This is a genomic window from Pseudomonas sp. B16120 (assembly GCF_044218845.1).
In the GTDB taxonomy this organism is placed as follows: Bacteria; Pseudomonadota; Gammaproteobacteria; order Pseudomonadales; family Pseudomonadaceae; genus Aquipseudomonas; species Aquipseudomonas paracarnis.
On sequence record NZ_CP162588.1, the window covers coordinates 4,861,945 to 4,881,247 of the forward strand.

General features: G+C 59.7%; 11 protein-coding genes and 1 pseudogene. 10 read left to right on the plus strand and 2 right to left on the minus strand.

Going from position 1 to position 19,303, the window contains the following annotated elements; translation table 11 throughout:
- Positions 1 to 202 precede the first annotated feature (202 nt).
- The 6 genes from gcvH (at position 203) to AB4P90_RS22765 (ending at position 7,332) form a co-directional block, all read left to right on the plus strand.
- Entirely contained in the window at positions 203 to 586 is a 384-nt protein-coding gene (gene gcvH, locus AB4P90_RS22740) for a glycine cleavage system protein GcvH (protein ID WP_014719698.1), read from the plus strand.
- A gap of 10 nt (positions 587 to 596) precedes the next feature.
- Positions 597 to 3,434 (plus strand): aminomethyl-transferring glycine dehydrogenase, encoded by a 2,838-nt coding sequence (gene gcvP / locus AB4P90_RS22745; protein WP_060766531.1) that lies wholly within the window; start codon positions 597 to 599, stop codon positions 3,432 to 3,434.
- 160 nt (positions 3,435 to 3,594) lie between these two features.
- Complete coding sequence (locus tag AB4P90_RS22750; RefSeq protein ID WP_014719700.1) at positions 3,595 to 4,971, plus strand: L-serine ammonia-lyase; 1,377 nt, start codon at positions 3,595 to 3,597, stop codon at positions 4,969 to 4,971.
- Between the two features lie 39 nt (positions 4,972 to 5,010).
- Positions 5,011 to 6,135, plus strand: coding sequence for a glycine cleavage system aminomethyltransferase GcvT (gcvT, locus tag AB4P90_RS22755; protein WP_038451322.1), 1,125 nt, complete (start codon positions 5,011 to 5,013; stop codon positions 6,133 to 6,135).
- Positions 6,136 to 6,527: 392 nt separating this feature from the next.
- Positions 6,528 to 6,749: a cold-shock protein gene (locus AB4P90_RS22760; protein WP_014719702.1), complete on the plus strand. Its 222-nt coding sequence runs from the start codon at positions 6,528 to 6,530 to the stop codon at positions 6,747 to 6,749.
- A 94-nt stretch (positions 6,750 to 6,843) separates the two neighbouring features.
- On the plus strand, positions 6,844 to 7,332 hold the full coding sequence (locus AB4P90_RS22765) for an RDD family protein (protein ID WP_032902749.1): 489 nt from the start codon (positions 6,844 to 6,846) through the stop codon (positions 7,330 to 7,332).
- Between the two features lie 66 nt (positions 7,333 to 7,398).
- Here AB4P90_RS22765 and nadA read toward each other — a convergent pair whose 3' ends face one another.
- On the minus strand, positions 7,399 to 8,457 hold the full coding sequence (gene nadA, locus AB4P90_RS22770) for a quinolinate synthase NadA (RefSeq protein ID WP_003193840.1): 1,059 nt from the start codon (positions 8,455 to 8,457) through the stop codon (positions 7,399 to 7,401).
- A 517-nt stretch (positions 8,458 to 8,974) separates the two neighbouring features.
- On the opposite strand from nadA, the gene AB4P90_RS22775 reads away from it, so the two are divergent.
- From AB4P90_RS22775 to AB4P90_RS22790, 4 genes and pseudogenes are all read left to right on the plus strand, one after another.
- Positions 8,975 to 10,645, plus strand: a complete 1,671-nt coding sequence (locus tag AB4P90_RS22775) for a ShlB/FhaC/HecB family hemolysin secretion/activation protein (RefSeq protein ID WP_395606110.1) — start codon at positions 8,975 to 8,977, stop codon at positions 10,643 to 10,645.
- A 106-nt stretch (positions 10,646 to 10,751) separates the two neighbouring features.
- Positions 10,752 to 15,707 (plus strand): hemagglutinin repeat-containing protein, encoded by a 4,956-nt coding sequence (locus tag AB4P90_RS22780; RefSeq protein WP_395605389.1) that lies wholly within the window; start codon positions 10,752 to 10,754, stop codon positions 15,705 to 15,707.
- 482 nt (positions 15,708 to 16,189) lie between these two features.
- The gene (locus AB4P90_RS22785) at positions 16,190 to 18,613 is read left to right on the plus strand and encodes a hypothetical protein (protein WP_122301450.1); all 2,424 of its coding nucleotides are present in this window, start codon (positions 16,190 to 16,192) and stop codon (positions 18,611 to 18,613) included.
- A gap of 46 nt (positions 18,614 to 18,659) precedes the next feature.
- Positions 18,660 to 18,746, plus strand: a pseudogene (locus AB4P90_RS22790) (outer membrane lipoprotein carrier protein LolA); the annotation flags it as partial.
- A 36-nt stretch (positions 18,747 to 18,782) separates the two neighbouring features.
- Here AB4P90_RS22790 and AB4P90_RS22795 read toward each other — a convergent pair.
- Positions 18,783 to 19,244 (minus strand): SRPBCC family protein, encoded by a 462-nt coding sequence (locus AB4P90_RS22795; RefSeq protein ID WP_038451330.1) that lies wholly within the window; start codon positions 19,242 to 19,244, stop codon positions 18,783 to 18,785.
- Positions 19,245 to 19,303 lie beyond the last annotated feature (59 nt).

The window sequence follows — 19,303 nt, forward strand, 5'->3', positions numbered from 1 at the left end:
ATGCAAGGCTTTGATCCACATAGGCTTTTTTTAACGCACTCGACTGTAGCGAAAACGCTACAGCACATTCCATTACGCCTATGACTGAATATATTAACCCTTTGATCTATAACGATTTAATAACGTTGGCCGCGATATTGCTAAGCAACTCCTCATTATTCCAATCCCGTCCACCAGACGATTCTGGCCCTGAGGAGTTTCCATGAGCGAGTTGCGTTTCACTGAAGATCACGAATGGCTGCGCGCCGAAGCCGATGGCAGCGTCACCGTGGGTATCACCGCTTTTGCGCAGAACGCGCTGGGTGATGTGGTTTTCGTGCAACTGCCAGAGTTGCAGGCTTATACCAAGGGCGCCGAAGCCTCCACCGTGGAGTCGGTCAAGGCCGCCAGTGGTGTGTACATGCCGTTGGACGGTGAAGTCCTCGAAGTCAACGACAAGCTCGATGGCAGCCCGGAACTGGTCAACGAAGACCCGATGGGCGAAGGCTGGTTCTTCCGCTTTAAACCCGCCGATGCCGATGCAGTGGCTAAGCTGTTGGATCAGGATGCGTACGACCGTCTGATCAAAGCCAACGCTGAAGCTTGAGGAGCGCGCCATGACCGTTAATCTGACCACCGCCAACGAATTCATCGCCCGCCACATCGGCCCGCGCCAGGAAGACGAGCAGCAAATGCTCGCCAGCCTGGGGTTTGATTCCCTCGAAGCCCTGAGCGCCAGCGTGATCCCCGAAAGCATCAAGGGCACCAGCGTGCTCGGCCTGGAAGACGGCCTGAGCGAAGCCCAGGCCCTGGCCAAGATCAAGGCCATCGCCAGCCAGAACCAACTGTTCAAGACCTACATCGGCCAGGGCTATTACAACTGCCACACGCCGTCGCCGATCCTGCGCAACCTGCTGGAAAACCCGGCCTGGTACACCGCCTACACGCCGTATCAACCCGAGATTTCCCAAGGCCGCCTGGAAGCGCTGCTGAATTTCCAGACCCTGATCAGCGACCTCACCGGCCTGCCGATTGCCAACGCCTCCCTGCTTGACGAAGCCACCGCCGCTGCTGAAGCCATGACCTTCTGCAAGCGCCTGAGCAAGAACAAAGGCAGCCACGCGTTCTTCGCGTCGGTGCACAGCCACCCGCAAACCCTCGACGTATTGCGCACCCGTGCTGAACCTTTGGGCATCGATGTGGTGGTCGGCGATGAGCGTGAACTGACCGACGTCAGCGCGTTCTTCGGTGCCCTGCTGCAATACCCGGCCAGTAACGGCGATGTATTCGATTACCGCGAGCTGACCGAGCGCTTCCACGCCGCCAACGCCCTGGTCGCCGTAGCCGCCGACCTGATGGCCCTGACCCTGCTGACGCCGCCGGGTGAATTCGGCGCCGACGTCGCCATTGGCAGCGCACAGCGCTTTGGCGTGCCACTGGGCTTCGGTGGCCCGCACGCGGCGTACTTCTCCACCAAGGATGCGTTCAAGCGCGACATGCCAGGCCGTCTGGTCGGTGTTTCCGTCGACCGCTTCGGCAAGCCGGCCCTGCGCCTGGCCATGCAGACCCGCGAGCAACATATCCGCCGCGAGAAAGCCACCAGCAACATCTGCACTGCCCAAGTGCTGCTGGCCAACATCGCCAGCATGTACGCCGTGTACCACGGCCCCAAAGGCCTGACCCAGATCGCCCAGCGCATTCACCAGCTGACCGCGATCCTGGCCAAGGGCTTGACGGCCCTGGGCCAGAACGTCGAGCAGGCACACTTCTTCGACACCCTGACCCTCAATACCGGCGCCCACACCGCCGCCCTGCACGACAAGGCCCGCGCCCAGCGCATCAACCTGCGCGTGGTGGATGGCGAGCGCGTTGGCCTGTCGGTCGACGAAACCACCACCCAGGCCGATATCGAGGCCTTGTGGGCCCTCTTCGCGGACGGCAAAACCCTGCCGGCCTTTGCTGCCACCGACAGCACCCTGCCGAGCGCGTTGCTGCGCCAGTCGCCGATCCTCAGCCACCCGGTCTTCAACCGTTACCACTCGGAAACCGAGCTGATGCGCTACCTGCGCAAGCTGGCCGACAAAGACCTGGCCCTGGACCGCACCATGATCCCGCTGGGTTCGTGCACCATGAAGCTCAACGCCGCCAGCGAAATGATCCCGGTGACCTGGGCCGAATTCGGTGCCCTGCACCCGTTCGCCCCCGCCGCGCAAAGCGCCGGCTACCAGCAACTGACCAGCGAACTGGAAGCCATGCTCTGCGCGGCCACCGGTTACGACGCGATCTCCCTGCAACCCAACGCCGGTTCCCAGGGTGAGTACGCCGGCCTCTTGGCCATCCGTGCCTATCACCAGAGCCGTGGCGAAGCACGTCGCGACATCTGCCTGATCCCGTCGTCAGCCCACGGCACCAACCCTGCCACCGCCAACATGGCCGGCATGCGCGTGGTGGTCACCGCTTGCGACGCGCGCGGCAACGTCGACATCGAAGACCTGCGCGCCAAGGCCATCGAGCACCGCGAGCACCTCGCTGCGCTGATGATCACTTATCCGTCCACCCACGGCGTGTTCGAGGAAGGTATCCGCGAAATTTGCGGGATCATTCACGACAACGGCGGCCAGGTGTACATCGACGGCGCCAACATGAACGCGATGGTTGGCCTGTGCGCACCGGGCAAGTTCGGCGGCGACGTGTCCCACCTGAACCTGCACAAGACCTTCTGCATTCCCCACGGCGGTGGCGGCCCGGGCGTTGGCCCGATTGGCGTCAAGTCGCACCTCACGCCATTCCTGCCCGGCCACGCGGCCATGGAGCGCAAAGAGGGCGCGGTGTGCGCCGCGCCGTTCGGCAGCGCGAGCATTTTGCCGATTACCTGGATGTACATCAGCATGATGGGCGGCGCCGGCCTCAAGCGCGCGTCGCAGTTGGCGATCCTGAATGCCAACTACATTTCCCGCCGCTTGGAAGAGCACTACCCCGTGCTGTACACCGGCAGCAATGGCCTGGTGGCCCACGAATGCATCCTGGACCTGCGCCCGTTGAAAGACAGCAGCGGCATCAGCGTGGACGACGTGGCCAAGCGCCTGATCGACTTTGGTTTCCATGCACCGACCATGTCGTTCCCGGTGGCCGGCACCTTGATGATCGAGCCGACCGAAAGTGAATCCAAGGAAGAGCTGGACCGCTTCTGCGACGCCATGATCGCCATCCGCGAAGAAATTCGCGCGGTGGAAAACGGCACATTGGACAAAGACGACAACCCACTCAAAAACGCGCCGCACACCGCCGCTGAACTGGTGGGCGAATGGAGCCACCCATACAGCCGTGAACAAGCGGTGTACCCGGTGGCTTCATTGATCGAAGGCAAGTACTGGCCGCCGGTTGGCCGGGTTGACAACGTGTTTGGCGATCGCAACCTGGTGTGTGCGTGCCCTTCTATCGAGAGCTACGCCTGATCTGACGGGAGATACGCGGCCAGTGTGGGAGCTGGCTTGCCTGCGATAGCGGTGTATCAGCCGACAGTGATGTTGTCTGCCCCACCGCTATCGCGGGCAAGCCCGGCTCCCACATTGACCGAGTCCTCCTCAGAAAATAATAAGAAACCGGAGAACAACCATGTCCCTTAGCGTGTTCGACCTGTTCAAAATTGGCATTGGCCCCTCCAGTTCCCACACCGTAGGCCCGATGCGTGCCGCCGCTCGATTTGTCGAGGGGCTCAAGCGTGACAACCTGCTGAGCACCACCACCGGCATCAAGGTGGAACTTTATGGATCGCTGGGCGCCACCGGCAAAGGCCACGGCAGCGACAAGGCTGTGTTGCTGGGCCTGGAAGGCGAACATCCGGACACCGTGAATACCGAAACCGTGGCTGCACGCCTGGCGCAGATGCGCAGTGACGGGCGCCTCAACCTGCTCGGCGAACACAGCATTGCGTTCAACGAGAAAGAACACCTGGCGATGATTCGCAAGCCCCTTGCCTATCACCCCAACGGCATGATCTTTCGTGCCTTTGACGCCGCCGGCATTCAGACCCGTAGCCGCGAGTACTACTCGGTCGGTGGCGGTTTCGTGGTGGATGAAGACGCGGCGGGCGCCGACCGTATCGTCGAAGACGCCACACCCCTGACCTTCCCGTTCAAACACGCCAAGGACTTGCTCGGCCATTGCGCCACCTATGGCCTGTCTATCAGCCAGGTGATGCTGACCAATGAAAGTGCCTGGCGCCCGGAAGCCGAAACCCGCAGCGGGTTGTTGAAGATCTGGCAAGTCATGCAGGACTGCGTCGATGCCGGCTGTCGCAACGAAGGTATCTTGCCCGGAGGCTTGAAGGTCAAGCGCCGGGCGGCGGCCTTGCATCGGCAGTTGTGCAAGAACCCGGAGTCGGCGCTGCGCGACCCGCTGTCGGTGCTCGATTGGGTCAACCTGTATGCGCTGGCAGTCAACGAAGAAAACGCCAATGGCGGGCGCGTGGTCACTGCGCCCACCAATGGCGCGGCTGGGATCATTCCCGCCGTGCTGCACTACTACATGCGCTTCATCCCCGGCGCGAACGAAGACGGTGTGGTGCGCTTTTTGCTCACCGCGGCCGCCATCGGCATTTTGTACAAGGAAAATGCTTCGATCTCAGGCGCCGAAGTCGGTTGCCAGGGCGAAGTCGGCGTGGCCTGTTCCATGGCCGCAGGCGCACTCTGTGAAGTGCTGGGCGGCAGCGTGTCCCAAGTGGAAAACGCCGCCGAGATCGGCATGGAACACAACCTCGGCCTGACCTGCGACCCCATTGGCGGGCTGGTGCAGGTGCCGTGCATCGAGCGCAATGCCATGGGCTCGGTGAAGGCGATCAATGCGGTGCGCATGGCCCTGCGTGGCGACGGCCAGCACTTTGTGTCCCTCGACAAGGTCATCCGCACCATGCGCCAGACCGGCGCCGACATGAAAAGCAAATACAAGGAAACCGCCCGTGGCGGTTTGGCGGTCAACATTATCGAGTGCTGACGCCCACAAGCGCGTCGGCACGTTTTTCAGGAGCTGAATATGTCCACCGAAACCCTGTTGAAAACTCCTCTGCACGCCTTGCATCTCGAACTCGGCGCACGCATGGTGCCCTTCGCCGGCTACGACATGCCGGTGCAGTATCCATTGGGCGTGATGAAGGAACACCTGCATACCCGTGAACAGGCCGGGTTGTTCGATGTTTCCCACATGGGCCAGATTCGTCTCACTGGCGCGAATGCCGCCAAGGCTCTGGAGACCCTGGTGCCCGTCGATATCATCGACCTGCCAGTGGGTATGCAGCGCTATGCGATGTTCACCAACGAGCAAGGCGGCATCCTCGACGACCTGATGGTCGCCAACCTGGGCAACGATGAACTGTTCCTGGTGGTCAACGCCGCCTGCAAGGACCAGGACCTGGCGCACCTGCGCACACATATCGGCGACCAATGCACCATCGAACCGCTGTTCGAAGAACGCGCCCTGCTGGCCCTGCAAGGCCCTGCGGCAGTGAAAGTATTGGCGCGCCTGGCCCCTGAAGTCACCCAGATGACCTTCATGCAATTTGCCACCCTGCGTTTGCTGGGCGTGGAGTGCTACGTCAGCCGCTCCGGCTACACCGGTGAAGACGGCTTTGAAATCTCCGTGCCGGCGGCCAATGCCGAGAGCCTGGCCCGCAGCCTGCTGGCCGAAACCGAAGTGCAGGCCATCGGCCTGGGCGCCCGTGATTCGCTACGCCTGGAAGCCGGCCTGTGCCTGTACGGTCACGACATGAATACCGACACCACGCCAATCGAAGCCAGCCTGTTGTGGGCGATTTCCAAGGCTCGGCGTGCCGACGGCGCACGGGCCGGCGGCTTCCCTGGCGCCGACCGCATCTTCACCCAACAGCAAACCGGTGTGGCGCGCAAACGCGTAGGCCTGCTGCCGCAGGAGCGTACCCCGGTGCGTGAAGGCGCTGAAATTGTCGATGCACAGGGTACGGTTATCGGCAGCGTGTGCAGCGGAGGCTTTGGCCCAACCTTGGGCGGCCCGCTGGCGATGGGTTACCTGGACAGCGCATTTGTCGCATTGGATACCGAAGTTAGCGCAATGGTACGTGGGAAAAAGGTGCCACTGCGTGTAAGTAAAATGCCATTCGTTCCGCAACGTTACTACCGTGGCTGATTGACTGTTTCTATAAGTAACGCGGTTGCGTTAATGCGCACTGAACTGTAACGCAACCGCCATAAAACAGTGCATTCACGATAGGCTTTTTATAGCTGACGCCCTATAACAAGTGAATAACTCTATCGAATAAGCCGGTATCAGAACATTCAACAAAGTGTCATGAGACCCAATAAAACAAGGGCCTGCACAAGGGCTTGTTTTTTTCATATTAGTTGGCGTAGAGTTTGCCCACTGTGTTTGCATGGGTCGCTTGGAACCTGGACCTGGGCAGTAGCTCAAGTAGTTTGCTACAACCCGTTCGACGTCTCTTACTTTCCTGCAACCCAGCCCAGTACTCTTTCGTGTGAAAGGGGCTGTCATTAATTTTTAGCGTCAAAGGAAAGAAGAAAATGTCGGATAAAGGTGGACGTCAGAGCGGTACCGTCAAGTGGTTCAACGACGAGAAAGGGTTTGGTTTTATCACTCCTGAAAGCGGCCCGGATCTGTTCGTGCATTTCCGCGCTATCCAGGGCAACGGTTTCAAGAGCCTGAAGGAAGGCCAGAAGGTCACCTTCGTTTCAGTACAAGGCCAAAAAGGCCTGCAGGCTGACGAAGTACAAGCAGAAGGCTGATCCTTGCTGCGACAAAAAGCCCCTGATATGACATCAGGGGCTTTTTTATGGGCGCCATTGCGTAAACTGCGTGCTTTCTCCAGAGAGCCCTGCCATGTCCAAACCCCTGTTGAGCCCCCAGGGCGAATTCCCCGCCGTTGGCCTGGGCCGTCGCCTGGCAGCGATGTTCTACGATTTCCTGCTGTGCACTGCCCTGCTGATCGTCACCGCGTTTATCTACAAGCTGGTGTGGATCGCCTTCGTGGGCGAAGCGAAGATGCGCACGCTCACCGAGTCCGGCGCGCTGGACGGTGACCCGTTGCTGTCGACTCTGCTGCTGTTCGTGCTGTTCGGGTTCTTCGCCAAGTTCTGGACCCATTCGGGGCAAACCCTGGGCATGCAGGTGTGGGGCGTGCGCGTGCAGAACGCTGACGGGTCGCGGATCAGCCTGTGGCAGGCACTGTTGCGTTTTGTGGTGTCGATTGCGTCATGGCTGTGCGTGGGGTTGGGGTTTATCTGGTCGTTGTTCGATAAACACAAACGCAGCTGGCATGACATCTATTCGGATACGCAGTTGGTGCGAATCCCGAAGCAAAAGAAGTAACTCAAGCGCATCACAGATCAACTGTGGGAGCTGGCTCCCACATTTTGATTTGTCTCAGCCTGAGGATCAGGCGTTGCCGGCCAGTTTCAACCGTGCTGCCTGGGTAAAGTCGAGCATGCGCTTGAGCGGCCGTACCGCCTGCGGAATCACCGCCGGTTCCACGAAGATCTCATTACTGCCCTCGCGCAGGCATTGCAACGTGCGCTCCAGCGTATTCATCGCCATCCACGGGCAGTGCGCGCAACTGCGGCAGGCTGCACCGTTACCGGCGGTAGGCGCTTCGACGAAGACTTTGTCCGGGCACAGCTGCTGCATCTTGTAGAAGATGCCGCGGTCGGTGGCGACGATAAAGGTTTTGTTCGGCAAGCGTTGCGCTGCGGCGATCAACTGGCTGGTGGAGCCCACCGCGTCCGCCAGTTCGATCACCGAAGTCGGTGACTCCGGGTGCACCAGGATCGCTGCATCCGGGTAGAGCGCCTTCATGTCTTCGAGCTGCTTGGACTTGAACTCTTCGTGGACGATGCAGGCACCGTCCCACAGCAGCATGTCGGCACCGGTCTGGCGCTGGATGTAGGTGCCCAGGTGTTTGTCCGGGCCCCAGATAATGGTCTCGCCGTTGTCCATCAGGCTTTCGACGATTTCCAGCGCGCAGCTGGAGGTCACCACCCAATCCGCCCGGGCTTTGACCGCCGCCGAGGTGTTGGCGTACACCACCACGGTGCGCTCGGGGTGTTGATCGCAGAACGCGGAAAACTCATCCACCGGGCAACCCAGGTCCAGGGAGCAGGTGGCTTCCAGGGTCGGCATCAGGATGCGTTTTTCAGGCGTGAGGATCTTGGCGGTCTCCCCCATGAAACGCACGCCAGCCACCAGTACGGTCTTGGCAGGGTGGGCGGCACCGAAGCGCGCCATTTCCAGGGAGTCGGAAACACAGCCACCGGTTTCTTCGGCCAGGGCCTGAATCACCGGGTCGCAATAAAAGTGGGCAACCAACACCGCGTCCTGAGCCTTGAGCTCGGCGGCAATGGCGGTTCGCAGGCTCGCCTCTTCAGCAGCGCTGAGCACCTTGGGCTGCTTGGCGTCGAGGTGGGCTTGAACCAGTAGGCGTTCGGAAATGTGCGTCATGTTCGCAAGACCTGCAGGCGCAGTAGCGCGAAAGTCGAGTGTACCACCGGCTCCGGAGCCCTTCGGGCGCCGCCGGACGAAGTGTTTTTGTTCATCAAGCACGGGTAAAGCTTAAAGCTGCGCAAGGCTACAGAATATCCAATGGATTCAAAAGCCTAATCTGGTGACCCGGCCAAGTGCCCGATCCCTGGCCGCGACACGCCGATTAGGCGATGCCTGCACAACAATCAAAACCGCCCCTTTCCCTCCCACACGCCTGAAAAATCAGGAATATCAGGCCCCCACACCCTGGCGCGCCCTAATTTTGTGCATTTAAGCACTGAATTACGCGATTTTTCTTACGTCTTGTGTAATAAATCCTACAGCGATGTAACAAACCGTCGACCACTCACTCAAGTAGGGCAACTACCGCTGAGTTCAACGCTGGCTCAGACGGTATGGATCGTGTGTATTTCTACGTTAAGGATGTCGAGTGCCAAATCAGCTCTCAACCGGACACTTGTGTTGTATCCGTAATCTGGGCATCGCCCTGCTCTGCCTGTGGGCGCTGCCCGTGGCTGGCGCCGAGGTGCCGCAGCCAGGCCAGGAAGCCCTGCGCTTGCAGCAACAACAGCAACGCGACCTGCAGCAATTACACCTGGAGCAGCGCCAACGCCAGATGCAACGCGGCAGCTTCGGTACACCAGCGGCCATACCCGCCTTGCCCACGGACATCGCCAGGGATGAACACTGCTGGCCCTTGAGCGGTACGCGCCTGGCCGGGGTCACGCTGTTCAGCCGTGCCGAGTTGGACAAACACATCGAGCCCCACGTGGCGCCTTGCATGGGCGTCACCCAGATCAACCGCCTGCTGGCCGAGATCACCCGGCTGTATGTCGAGGCCGGTTATATCGCCAGCCGCCCCTACCTGATCAGTGCACCCACCGCCGGGCAGCCGCTGGATATTCACGTCGAAGAAGGCTACCTGGAGACCATCGAGCTGGCCGACCAGAGCCTGCCGGTGTCATTGGGCGGGGCATTCCCCGGCATGCTCGGCAAACCACTGAACCTGCGAGACCTGGAACAGGGCCTGGACCAGCTCAACCGCCTACGCTCGGTCGACCTCACCGCCGACATCGCCCCAGGCAGCACAGCGGGCGCCTCGCGCATCATCCTGCGCACGCGCAGCAGCGCCTCGCGCTGGGCCCTGGGCCTGGGGGTGGATAACCTCGGCAGCGCCGGCACCGGGCGGGATCGCAATGCAATCAACTTGAGCCTGGACAGCCCGCTGCAAATCAACGACTCGCTCAACCTGAGCTTCAGCGACACGCTCAACCATGGGCCGCGCTACAGCCGCAGCCACAGCCTGTTCTACTCGATCCCCTACGGTTACTGGACCTACAGCCTGTTCGCCAGCCATGCCGAATACCGCTCGCCGTTCAAGCTCAGCCGTGCCACGTTCTACAACAGTGGCCGCACCGATCAAGTCAGCCTGCGCAGCGACCGTGTGCTGTGGCGCGACCAGGGCCACCAACTGAGCGCCAACCTGCAACTGGCCTACAAAGACGTCGACAGCTACCTGCAAAAGGTACACCTGGACATCCAGAGCCCGACGCTGACCGTGGCCGAAGCGGGCCTGAACCTGTTCTGGCTCAACAGTGCGGTGTGGAACCTGGACGTCAACTACGCCCAGGGCCTGACCTGGTTCGGCGCCGATCGCGATGCCAGCCAAGTGCAGAAAAACCAGCCCAAGGCGCAGTTTCAAAAGTACCGCGCCAACCTCACCCAATGGCGCAACGGCCAATGGGCAGCGCAGCCGTGGCAGTGGCAAAGCCAGTTATCGGTGCAGTACAGCCCGGATGCATTGCCCGCCATCGAACAACTGCTGATCACCGACGACTCGGCCGTGCGCGGCTACCGCGAAAACAGTACTTCCGGTGCCATTGGCACGGTATGGCGCAACACTTTGCGCCTGCCGCTCAATACTGACTTGCCGGTGAAGCTCACCCCGCGCCTGGGCCTGGACAACGGCTGGGTCAAGCACGAACACGGTGCCCGGAGCCAACGCCTGAGCGGCGCCAGCGCGGGGCTCAACCTGAGCTGGAAGAACGTGCAGCTCGACGTCGACTACCAACGCAACCTCAACACCCCTACAGGTTTTCGCCAGGAGCCGGAGGTCTGGCTGACGCGCCTTAGCGTGCAGATATGAGCTCACACCCGTTTTTTGCCTGAGTCACCGCCGTACCTGGCCACTCCAGCAGCGTTGCAACGAACAACGCGCGTCGTGGATCAGCCAACACAGAGCGAGATTATTTATGCCGACTACTCCACACAGCTTCCACCTTTCACCCCAGGGCAAACTGCGCTGGGCCATCGCCAGCCTGTTCCTGCTGCCGCAACTCGCGCTCGCCGCAGGCTTGACCGTCGTCGAAGGCCCTGGCGGCACGCCGCAACTGCAAAACCAGGGCGGTGTACCCATCGTCAACATCGTCGCGCCGAACGCCGGTGGCCTGTCCCATAACCAGTTTTTGGACTACAACGTCGACCGCCAGGGCCTGGTGTTGAACAACGCCTTGCAGGCTGGCCAGTCCCAACTCGCCGGGCAGTTGGCAGCCAACCCGCAGTTCCAGGGCCAGGCGGCGAGCGTGATCCTCAATGAAGTGATCAGCCGCAACGCCTCGACCCTCAATGGCGCCCAGGAGATTTTTGGCCAGGCAGCCGATTACGTGCTGGCCAACCCTAACGGCATTTCGGTGAATGGCGGCAGTTTCATCAACACGCCCAATGCCAACCTGGTGGTCGGCCGCCCTGAACTCAACGACGGCAAGCTGCAAGCCTTGAGCACCCGCGATGCCAACGGCCAACTGACAGTGCAAGGCCAGGGCCTGCACAACCGCGAGGGCTCTATCAACCTGATCGCGCCGCGCATCGACAGCGAAGGTCGCCTCAGCGCCCGCGATCAATTGAACCTCACGGTGGGCCGTAATCAGGTCGATTTCGCCAGCGGGCAAGTGCGCCAGGTCGACCCGGCCAGCAAGACCCAGGACCAACGCATCGACGCACGCCTGTTCGGCGCCATGCAGGCCGGGCGCATCAACATCATCAGCACCGCCGAGGGCGCCGGTGTGCGTGTGGGCGGTGTGCAGGTGCAAGGCACTGACGGGGTGAAGATCAGTTCGGCCGGCGACCTCGACATCAGCGGCCAAGTGTATGCCGACAGCCTCGACGCCACCCGCGCTGGCGTGCACAGCCGTCAGGGCGATGTCGATTTGCACAGTGCCAAGGACTTGAACCTGGCCGCCACCGACGTCAGCGGGCGCAACGTCAAACTCGACGCCAGCCGCAACCTGACCCTCAGCAGCCTGGAAAGCCGCAAGCTCCAGGAAAAGCGTGAGCAGTGGAACAACAGCAACTTCTTGTTCACCTACGAAACCTACGACCGCACCACCACCGATAAAGACTCGCGCCAGCACGGCAACAAGGTCGTGGCGCAACAGGACGCGGCGCTGTCTTCCGGCGCCAACACCGAGATCAAAGCCAGCCATGTGGAAGCGGGCAACACTCTGCGCGTCGACAGCGGTGCCGACCTGCACGTTAACGCCGCCACCGAAACCCATGAAAGCCGCGACCAGGGCAACCATCGCAAACACCTGTGGAAAGCCAACTGGGATAAATCCAGCAGCGAACAACGCAGTATCACCAGCAGCCTCAAGGCCGGAAAGACACTGGAGCTGACCAGCCAACAGAAGCTGCAAGTGCAAGGCGCCGAGCTGAAAACCCCCGGCGATATTCAACTGGCCGCCCGGCACGTGGAAATCACCAGCGCCAGCCGTACCCAGAGCAGCCGCGACAACGCCTACTCCGGCGACCTCACCGGTGGCAGCTTCTTCGGCAAGCAAGGCGACGGTGACCAGGGCAAGACGTCGAACACCGGCAGCAAGGTCAACGCCGACGGCAAGCTGATCGTCAAGGCCGACGACGTGCGCATCAGCGGTAGCCAGGCCCGTGGCGGCAAGCAGGCCAATGTCATCAGCGACAAAGGTTCGCTGGTGATCGACGGCGTCCAGGACAGCTCCCACGACAACCGCTACAACAATGACAGCAAATTCTTCGGCCTCTCCAAGGATGAAAGCCGCAAGAACCTCAAGGACAGCACCGTGGTTGCCAGCGACCTGCGCTCGGACAGCAACCTCAAGCTGCAAAGTGCCAAGGACATCACCGTCAGTGGCTCCCAGGTATCCGCCGCGGGTGAACTGCAAGCGGATGCCAAGGGCGATATCAAGGTCGTTGCCGCCGAGAACACCACCCACGACACCACTCGCACCCATAGCCGCGGCTTCGATGGCTACGCCAAGGAAACCGAGGGCGTCAGCCGCCAGTACCGTGCGGGGTTGAGCTATGAAGACCAGCAGCAAACCCGCAAGACCGACACCACCCAGCAGCAGGGTTCCAGCCTCAAGGGCGGCAGTGTCGTAGTAAAGGCCGGTGGCGATGTGAGCATCCAGGGCTCGGACCTCAAGGCAACCGCAGGCGATGCCACCTTGAGCGGCAACAACGTCGAGCTGTTGGCCGCCCACGACAAGCGCACCGAAGCCGTCGACACCACCACCACCGGCGGCAGTTTCTACTACACCGGCGGCATTGATCGGGCGGGCAGTGGCGCTCAGTTCAGCCACCAAAGCAGCCAAGACACCACTGAAAAAACCACCGCGCAAACCAGCACCGTGGCCGCGACCGGCAAGCTGACCATCAACGCTGGCAACACCTTCACCAGCGAGGGTGCACAGGCCAAGGCCGGCGCCGAACTGCAGGTCAACGCGGGTCAGATCGACAACCAGGCTGCCCATTCCACCGAGACCAGCACCCACAAGGAAAACGGCTGGACCGCCGATGTTGGCGCCAATGTGGAATACAAAGGCATTACCCGCCCGATCGAAAAAGCCGTCGAGGGCGTGGCCCAGGCCAAGTTCCATCAGCCCGGTTTGCTGGACGCGTTCGAGCAACCCAATGTCGGCCTGGATGTGGAAGTCGGGCACACGAACAAAACCGGCACAACGCAAGACAGCACCGCCGTGGTCAGCCAGTTCAGTGGCGCCGCGGTGCAGGTCAATGCAGCCGGCACGTTGCAGGACGAGGGCACCCAGTACCGCGCCACCGAGGGCGGGCTGAACATCAAGGCCGGCGAGCACCTGGCCACGGCAGCGGCCAACACCCACAGCAGCAGCGAGCAAAGCGTGGACGCCAAGGCTGGCGTGCGGGTCTATACCACCACCGGCGAAGACGTGAATGTGCGCGGCAGCGGCCTGGGCGGCAGCAGCGATGTGCGCGAATCCACCAGCACGGCGGTGCTCGGCAGCTATGTGGCCAGCCAAGGCGTGAGCATCGAGGCCAAGGGCGATGCCCGTTATGAAGGCAGCCAGTTCGACGGCGGCCAGGCCGGGGTTAACCTCAAGACCGGCGGTGAGCTGGCGCTCAACCAGGCCACCAACACCCAGAGCAAAAACAGCAGCACGCTGCGCGGCAACGGCTCACTGACGGTGGGCACCGCGCCCGGTGCGAATGGCAGCAACATCAACCTCGGTGCCGGCGTGCAGTTGGATAACAAGCGCCTGGACATCCAGAACAGCCAGGCACAGGTCGCGACCATTCAAGGCAGCGGCCCCGTTCAGTTCAGCAGCGGCGCAGACATGACCCTGCAAGGCACGCAGATCGGCAGCACGGGCGCAAAGGCTGGCGATATCAGCCTCAATGCCGGCGGCAAGCTGGACCTGCAAGCCGCCACCGACAGCCACGTCAGCAACGGCAGCAACCTGGGCGGCGGTCTGACCCTCGGTGCCGGCAAGACCAGCAGCGCCGAAAGCAGCAGCAAGACCGGCAGCCTCAGCGCCAATTTCAATATTGGTAAAGTGGCGGAGAACGACAAGAGCGCGGTCGTCGGGCAATTGCACAGCAGCGGCAAGGTCAGCCTCGCCAGTGCCGCTGAGGCAACCGATGCCATCCACTTGCAGGGCACTCAGGTCAGCGCAGCCAGCGTTAGCCTGGATGCGCAAAACGGCGGCATCCTGCAAGAGTCCGCACAATCGACCCAGGCCCATAACAGCTGGGGCGTGACCCTGGGCGCAGGCGCCAGCATCGGCAAAACCACCTTGGCCGACGCCGGTGAACATGAGACACCCAAGACCCAGCGCGGCATCAATGCGCGGGCCAAGGTCGATGTGGATCACTTGCAAGGCACCACGCAGCACAACAGCGTGATCACGGCGGGTGACGTCACCCTCAACAGTGGCGGCGATACCCATCTGGCCGGAGCGCGTATCGACGCCGACAAGGTGCACGGCACGGTGGGCGGCGACCTCGTCGTCGAAAGCCGCAAGGACCACGTCAACAGCACCCAGGTGAATGTTGACGCCAGGCTGGATGTCGAGAAGAACCAGCCGGGGGTGGTGGATAAGCTGGCCAAAACCAGCGGCCCCCTGAAGGACAAGGTACAAGCCAAGGCTGAAGGTGCGTTCGACAAGCATCGCGACAAGCTGGAGAACGTCGTCGACAAAGGCACCGGGCACCTGGCTTCGGCCAAGGACAGCGTGGTCAACAGCGTGGTCAATGCCAAGGAACGCCTGGGCGAAAAACTTACCCGCAGTGGCAGCTACGACGTGAACCCGCAACCCCGTGGCGCCTTCGGTACTCGCGTGGACAAGGCCAAGGCTTACCTGGCAGACAAGACCGACGCCCTGGGCACACGCCTGTCTGGCTTCAAGGATAAGGTCTGGCCAAAAACCAGCGACAGCTACACCGTCAGTGGCAAAGACACCACCGGCAGCAAGGTGGCCAACACCGCCGAAAGCGTGTTGTTCGGCGACAAGAGCGGCAACACCAGCTACACCCCGACCCTGTATCTGGATGTCAGCCATGTGGTCAAGGACAGCGTCACCCAGGCGTCAGGCATTCGCGCAGGCCACGGCGTCAACCTGCTGGTGAAGGGTGATACCCAGCTCACGGGCGCGCGGATCAGTGCGCCCAATGGCAAGGTTGAGCTGGGTGGCTCCAAGGTGACTGCAACCACACTGGCCGGCAGCGACTACCGTGCCGACGTCGGGCTGAACGTTTCGAAGTCACCGGTCAACCTGGCCCTGGGCGCCAAGGACGAACTGACCCAGAAACACGACGACGCCACGCGCAAGGACCAAGCCTTAAATCTGGGCCCGCTGCGAGCGGGTGGGCACAGTGAGAGCCAGGCCTTGCAGGCGGGGATTGATCAGGCCATCAACTAAAGGGTAAAGCCACCCCACTGTAGGAGCGAGCTTGCTCGCGAAGAACGTTAACGATGACGCTGGCATGCTTGGAGTACACGGCGCCCTCAGGTTTTTCGCGAGCAAGCTCGCTCCACAGGCACATTCTCAGCGTGCCAGCCGGCGCGCTCAGTTGTACGCTTTTTCTCGGGTCGCTGTAGGTTGGTCCTTATGATCGCGTTCTTACAAACAAAGCACACCCAGAAAGTGGAACCTTTCACAGACCTCAACCACCCAACAAAAAACTAACCTCATGCGGATATTTTCAAACAAGAGAAAATAAGCTCGACAGACGGACGCACCAGAAAATTCAGCGCTTCCCTTTGGCGTCTATAACCATAAACAGAGGTTAAACAGTGAGCCCGTTAAAAGGGTATGGCATGTTAGTGCAGTGCACACACGCCCGCCGAACGACTGCGTTTAAAGCTATATCGTTGATCTCATATAAATAAAGTGACCCAGCAATGAATATATTCTCGCCCGTGCCACAGCCACTCAGCAACTATCCCCATACAACAAATGCTGAACACCGTCGCTCCACTCGGGCAATTGACGATGCACCGCCAGTCAAAAATACACTTCCGGACGCGCCGAGCGCCTCGGAAGATAAAAAGCTGGGGCTGGGACAAAAACCGATCCCTGCGCCCGCCCCCGACCATGAGTTAGATTTCGCCAAGGGAGTCATTTATGGCTCTGTCAGCGTTTCCCCTCCCACAGCAAGTTATACGCACCAGGAACAGCTACAGAGGATTGACGCTTACGCCGACCGTGTTGTCACGCAAATCAAGAAAATAGAAGAAAGCGGTGAAGAAAACGAAAGTAATATCAGGTTCCAGAAAACTCGCCCGTTCCTGGAGCCTGCCGGTTATTTCAGCGGCGGGTTATTGGCTGCCGGGTTCGACCCGCATGAAAAAATCACTGTAACCTTCAAAAGTTACGTTGGAAAATGGAAGCCGGAAGTCGAGACCAACACCGATACACGCACCTATTTTGCATGGGAAATTGCAGCCGGTGCTCTTAAGCACGATAAACCACCGGGAGGTGGCCTGCTCAACTTCCAGACCATGGAAATCAAGCCGCAAGACCGGAGCAAGATCAACGATCTGGAAGCGCTGGGTGCGAAGCTACAAAATCATTGGCAAGATGATGTCGCCTCCACCATGAGCGACGAGACGGGCGAATTGGCGAAGCACTCGGGAAAAGCCGATGCTTATGTTGTGCTGGGAACTTTGCAAGGCCTGCGTAACGACAAAGATGCGTATAAAATGCTATCGCCTGAAGGCCGATCAGCCGTTGAACGCACGCTAGACAATAAGGGAAATGTCGTCATACCCAACATATACGGTTATCCACTGGCCGGGTATGCGTTTATTCCTTATGTCAACTATCACGGCAATTATGACACCCGCCCCAATCAAGGCCTGATGCTCGACTTGAAGAACGGCACAGTCAGCGAAATACGCGGAGACGATGATTTTGCTCGTTGGGCCAAAGACAACCGTGATGCCTTAAAAGCCAGCTTTAACGCCGAAGACAGACAAGGCGGAAAGGATGCTCATTGGCCATCAGCGAGCAGTGTGCTCGAAAATTTGATTGAGGGTAATCATGCGCACTATCCGGGACGCAAAAATCTACTCAGCGACAAACAGATTCCGGTTAGAGAGTTATTTAATTACACTCAATCGCGAAAGAAAACCTACCATTTAAAATTTGGAGATCTGAACTCTGGTATTGCCAGCAATTATCAAAAGATCAACGCCAACAATGCCGTGTGGGCCGATCAAACAGAGGTATTTGGTTCCTCGAAGCAAACGTGGAAGGAAGCCAAAGAATTATGGGGGCGCACCTTCGGCTATGTGCCCATCCTTGGAAACGCGGGCAATATTGTCTTCGGTACCCATGATTCCATTTATGGTATGACCGCCGACGATCGTGTTGGCGGCACAGCGGCTGCAGTGATATCGGGCTTGCAGCTGGCGCACGAACTCACACCATTTGGAGCTGAGGCTGGGTTGGGCGAAGCACCCTCCGCATCGACTATCGCTGGCAGCGAACATTACGGCTGGAAATACAATGAGCAAAGCAACCGTTTTGATTTCGTGAGGAAAGTAAACGCCGCGAATGACAGCGACGTGTCCTCCGTCGCCAATACCGCACCAAGCGAACCGGATACACCACACGTCAGTGAAGGTGTCCCTCCGACAATCGAAATACCAAACAGTAAGCGCTCACTTCTGACATCCGTAGAGAACTTACCGACCGGCGAAGCGCTTTTTTCCACTGTGGATAAAAACGTAGTACTAAGTGGAGAGCTTAACGAGCTAAATTCCCTTGACGAAAAACTTTATACATTTACCGACTTCAACAAAAACGGCCGTCAAGAACGACTCAACATCCTGGTGCACGGAAGCGTCGACCCGGCTACTGGCATCTCGAAAGTTTCATACAACGGAAAACTCAATACGCCACAAGAGTTACTTCAGACACTTCATGACTCGGGCATTTACCCGGAAACGTTTGACAACGTAAGACTACTGTCATGTGACTCTGCAAGTGGTGGAGATGCGTCCTTCGCGGCGGAGTTTCAGAAGCTCATAGGGCGCCCTGTCAAGGGCTATAGCGGCACCCTCACCGCCAACCTAGTACCGGAAGATATAAATGCTGCGATTGTAAAAGTAGAAAATATCTATCTGGACACCCTGAAAAAAAATCAGAACACTCCACTGACTGACGCTGATAAGGCATTGGCCAGATCCGAAGCGGAAAAATACGTCTCCCGAGAAATGGCAAAAAACAGAAACTTCAAACCGGCAAAGAAAAACCCCCATTGGAATCCGTTTAAATGGTGGGCTTTTACTTATAAACCCGAGACCTTTCCAAAACCATAAACGGTGGGCACTGTCGGGGAAGGCCCACCCCACTGTAGGAGCGAGCTTGCTCGCGAAAGACGTTAACGATGACGCTGGCATGTTGAGAGTACGCGGCGCCCTCAGGTTTTTCGCGAGCAAGCTCGCTCCTACCTAGGCACATTCTCAGCGTGCCACCCTGCGCGTCATGTCAGTTGAAGAGTGCCTGTACGTTCTTCATCGCGTCATCGGCAAAGCCTTGCAGGAAGGCTTCGAACGCCGGTACGTCTTCCTTGCCGCCCGTGTAGGGCTGACCAATGATGGTCCAGGTCGCCAGGCTCTGGTTCGGGCCTTGTGGCACCACCTCCATCAGCGCCCACAGGTTGCCGATGTTCAGCGAGGTGTAAATCAGCGACCAGGTCATGGTCATGGCTTGGTCGTCATGGCTGTTGAGTTGCTCGATCACCACATTGCCGTCCTTGAACAGCTTTTTGCGTACCGAACGCACGCCCTCGCCCGTCATCTCGATATGGGACAAGGCCGGAATAAACTTCGCGAAACCGGCGAAATCTCCGACGACATTCCACACACTGCGAGCATCGCCCTTCACGCTGACGCTGGCGACGACAGGGTTGCCCACCGGGTTGCGAACCAGGGTATCGGGTTGTTGCATGAGAGAGCTCCTTTTTTCCGAAAGGCGGATAGTGGGCGCCTACCAAATGCAGTGGGCTG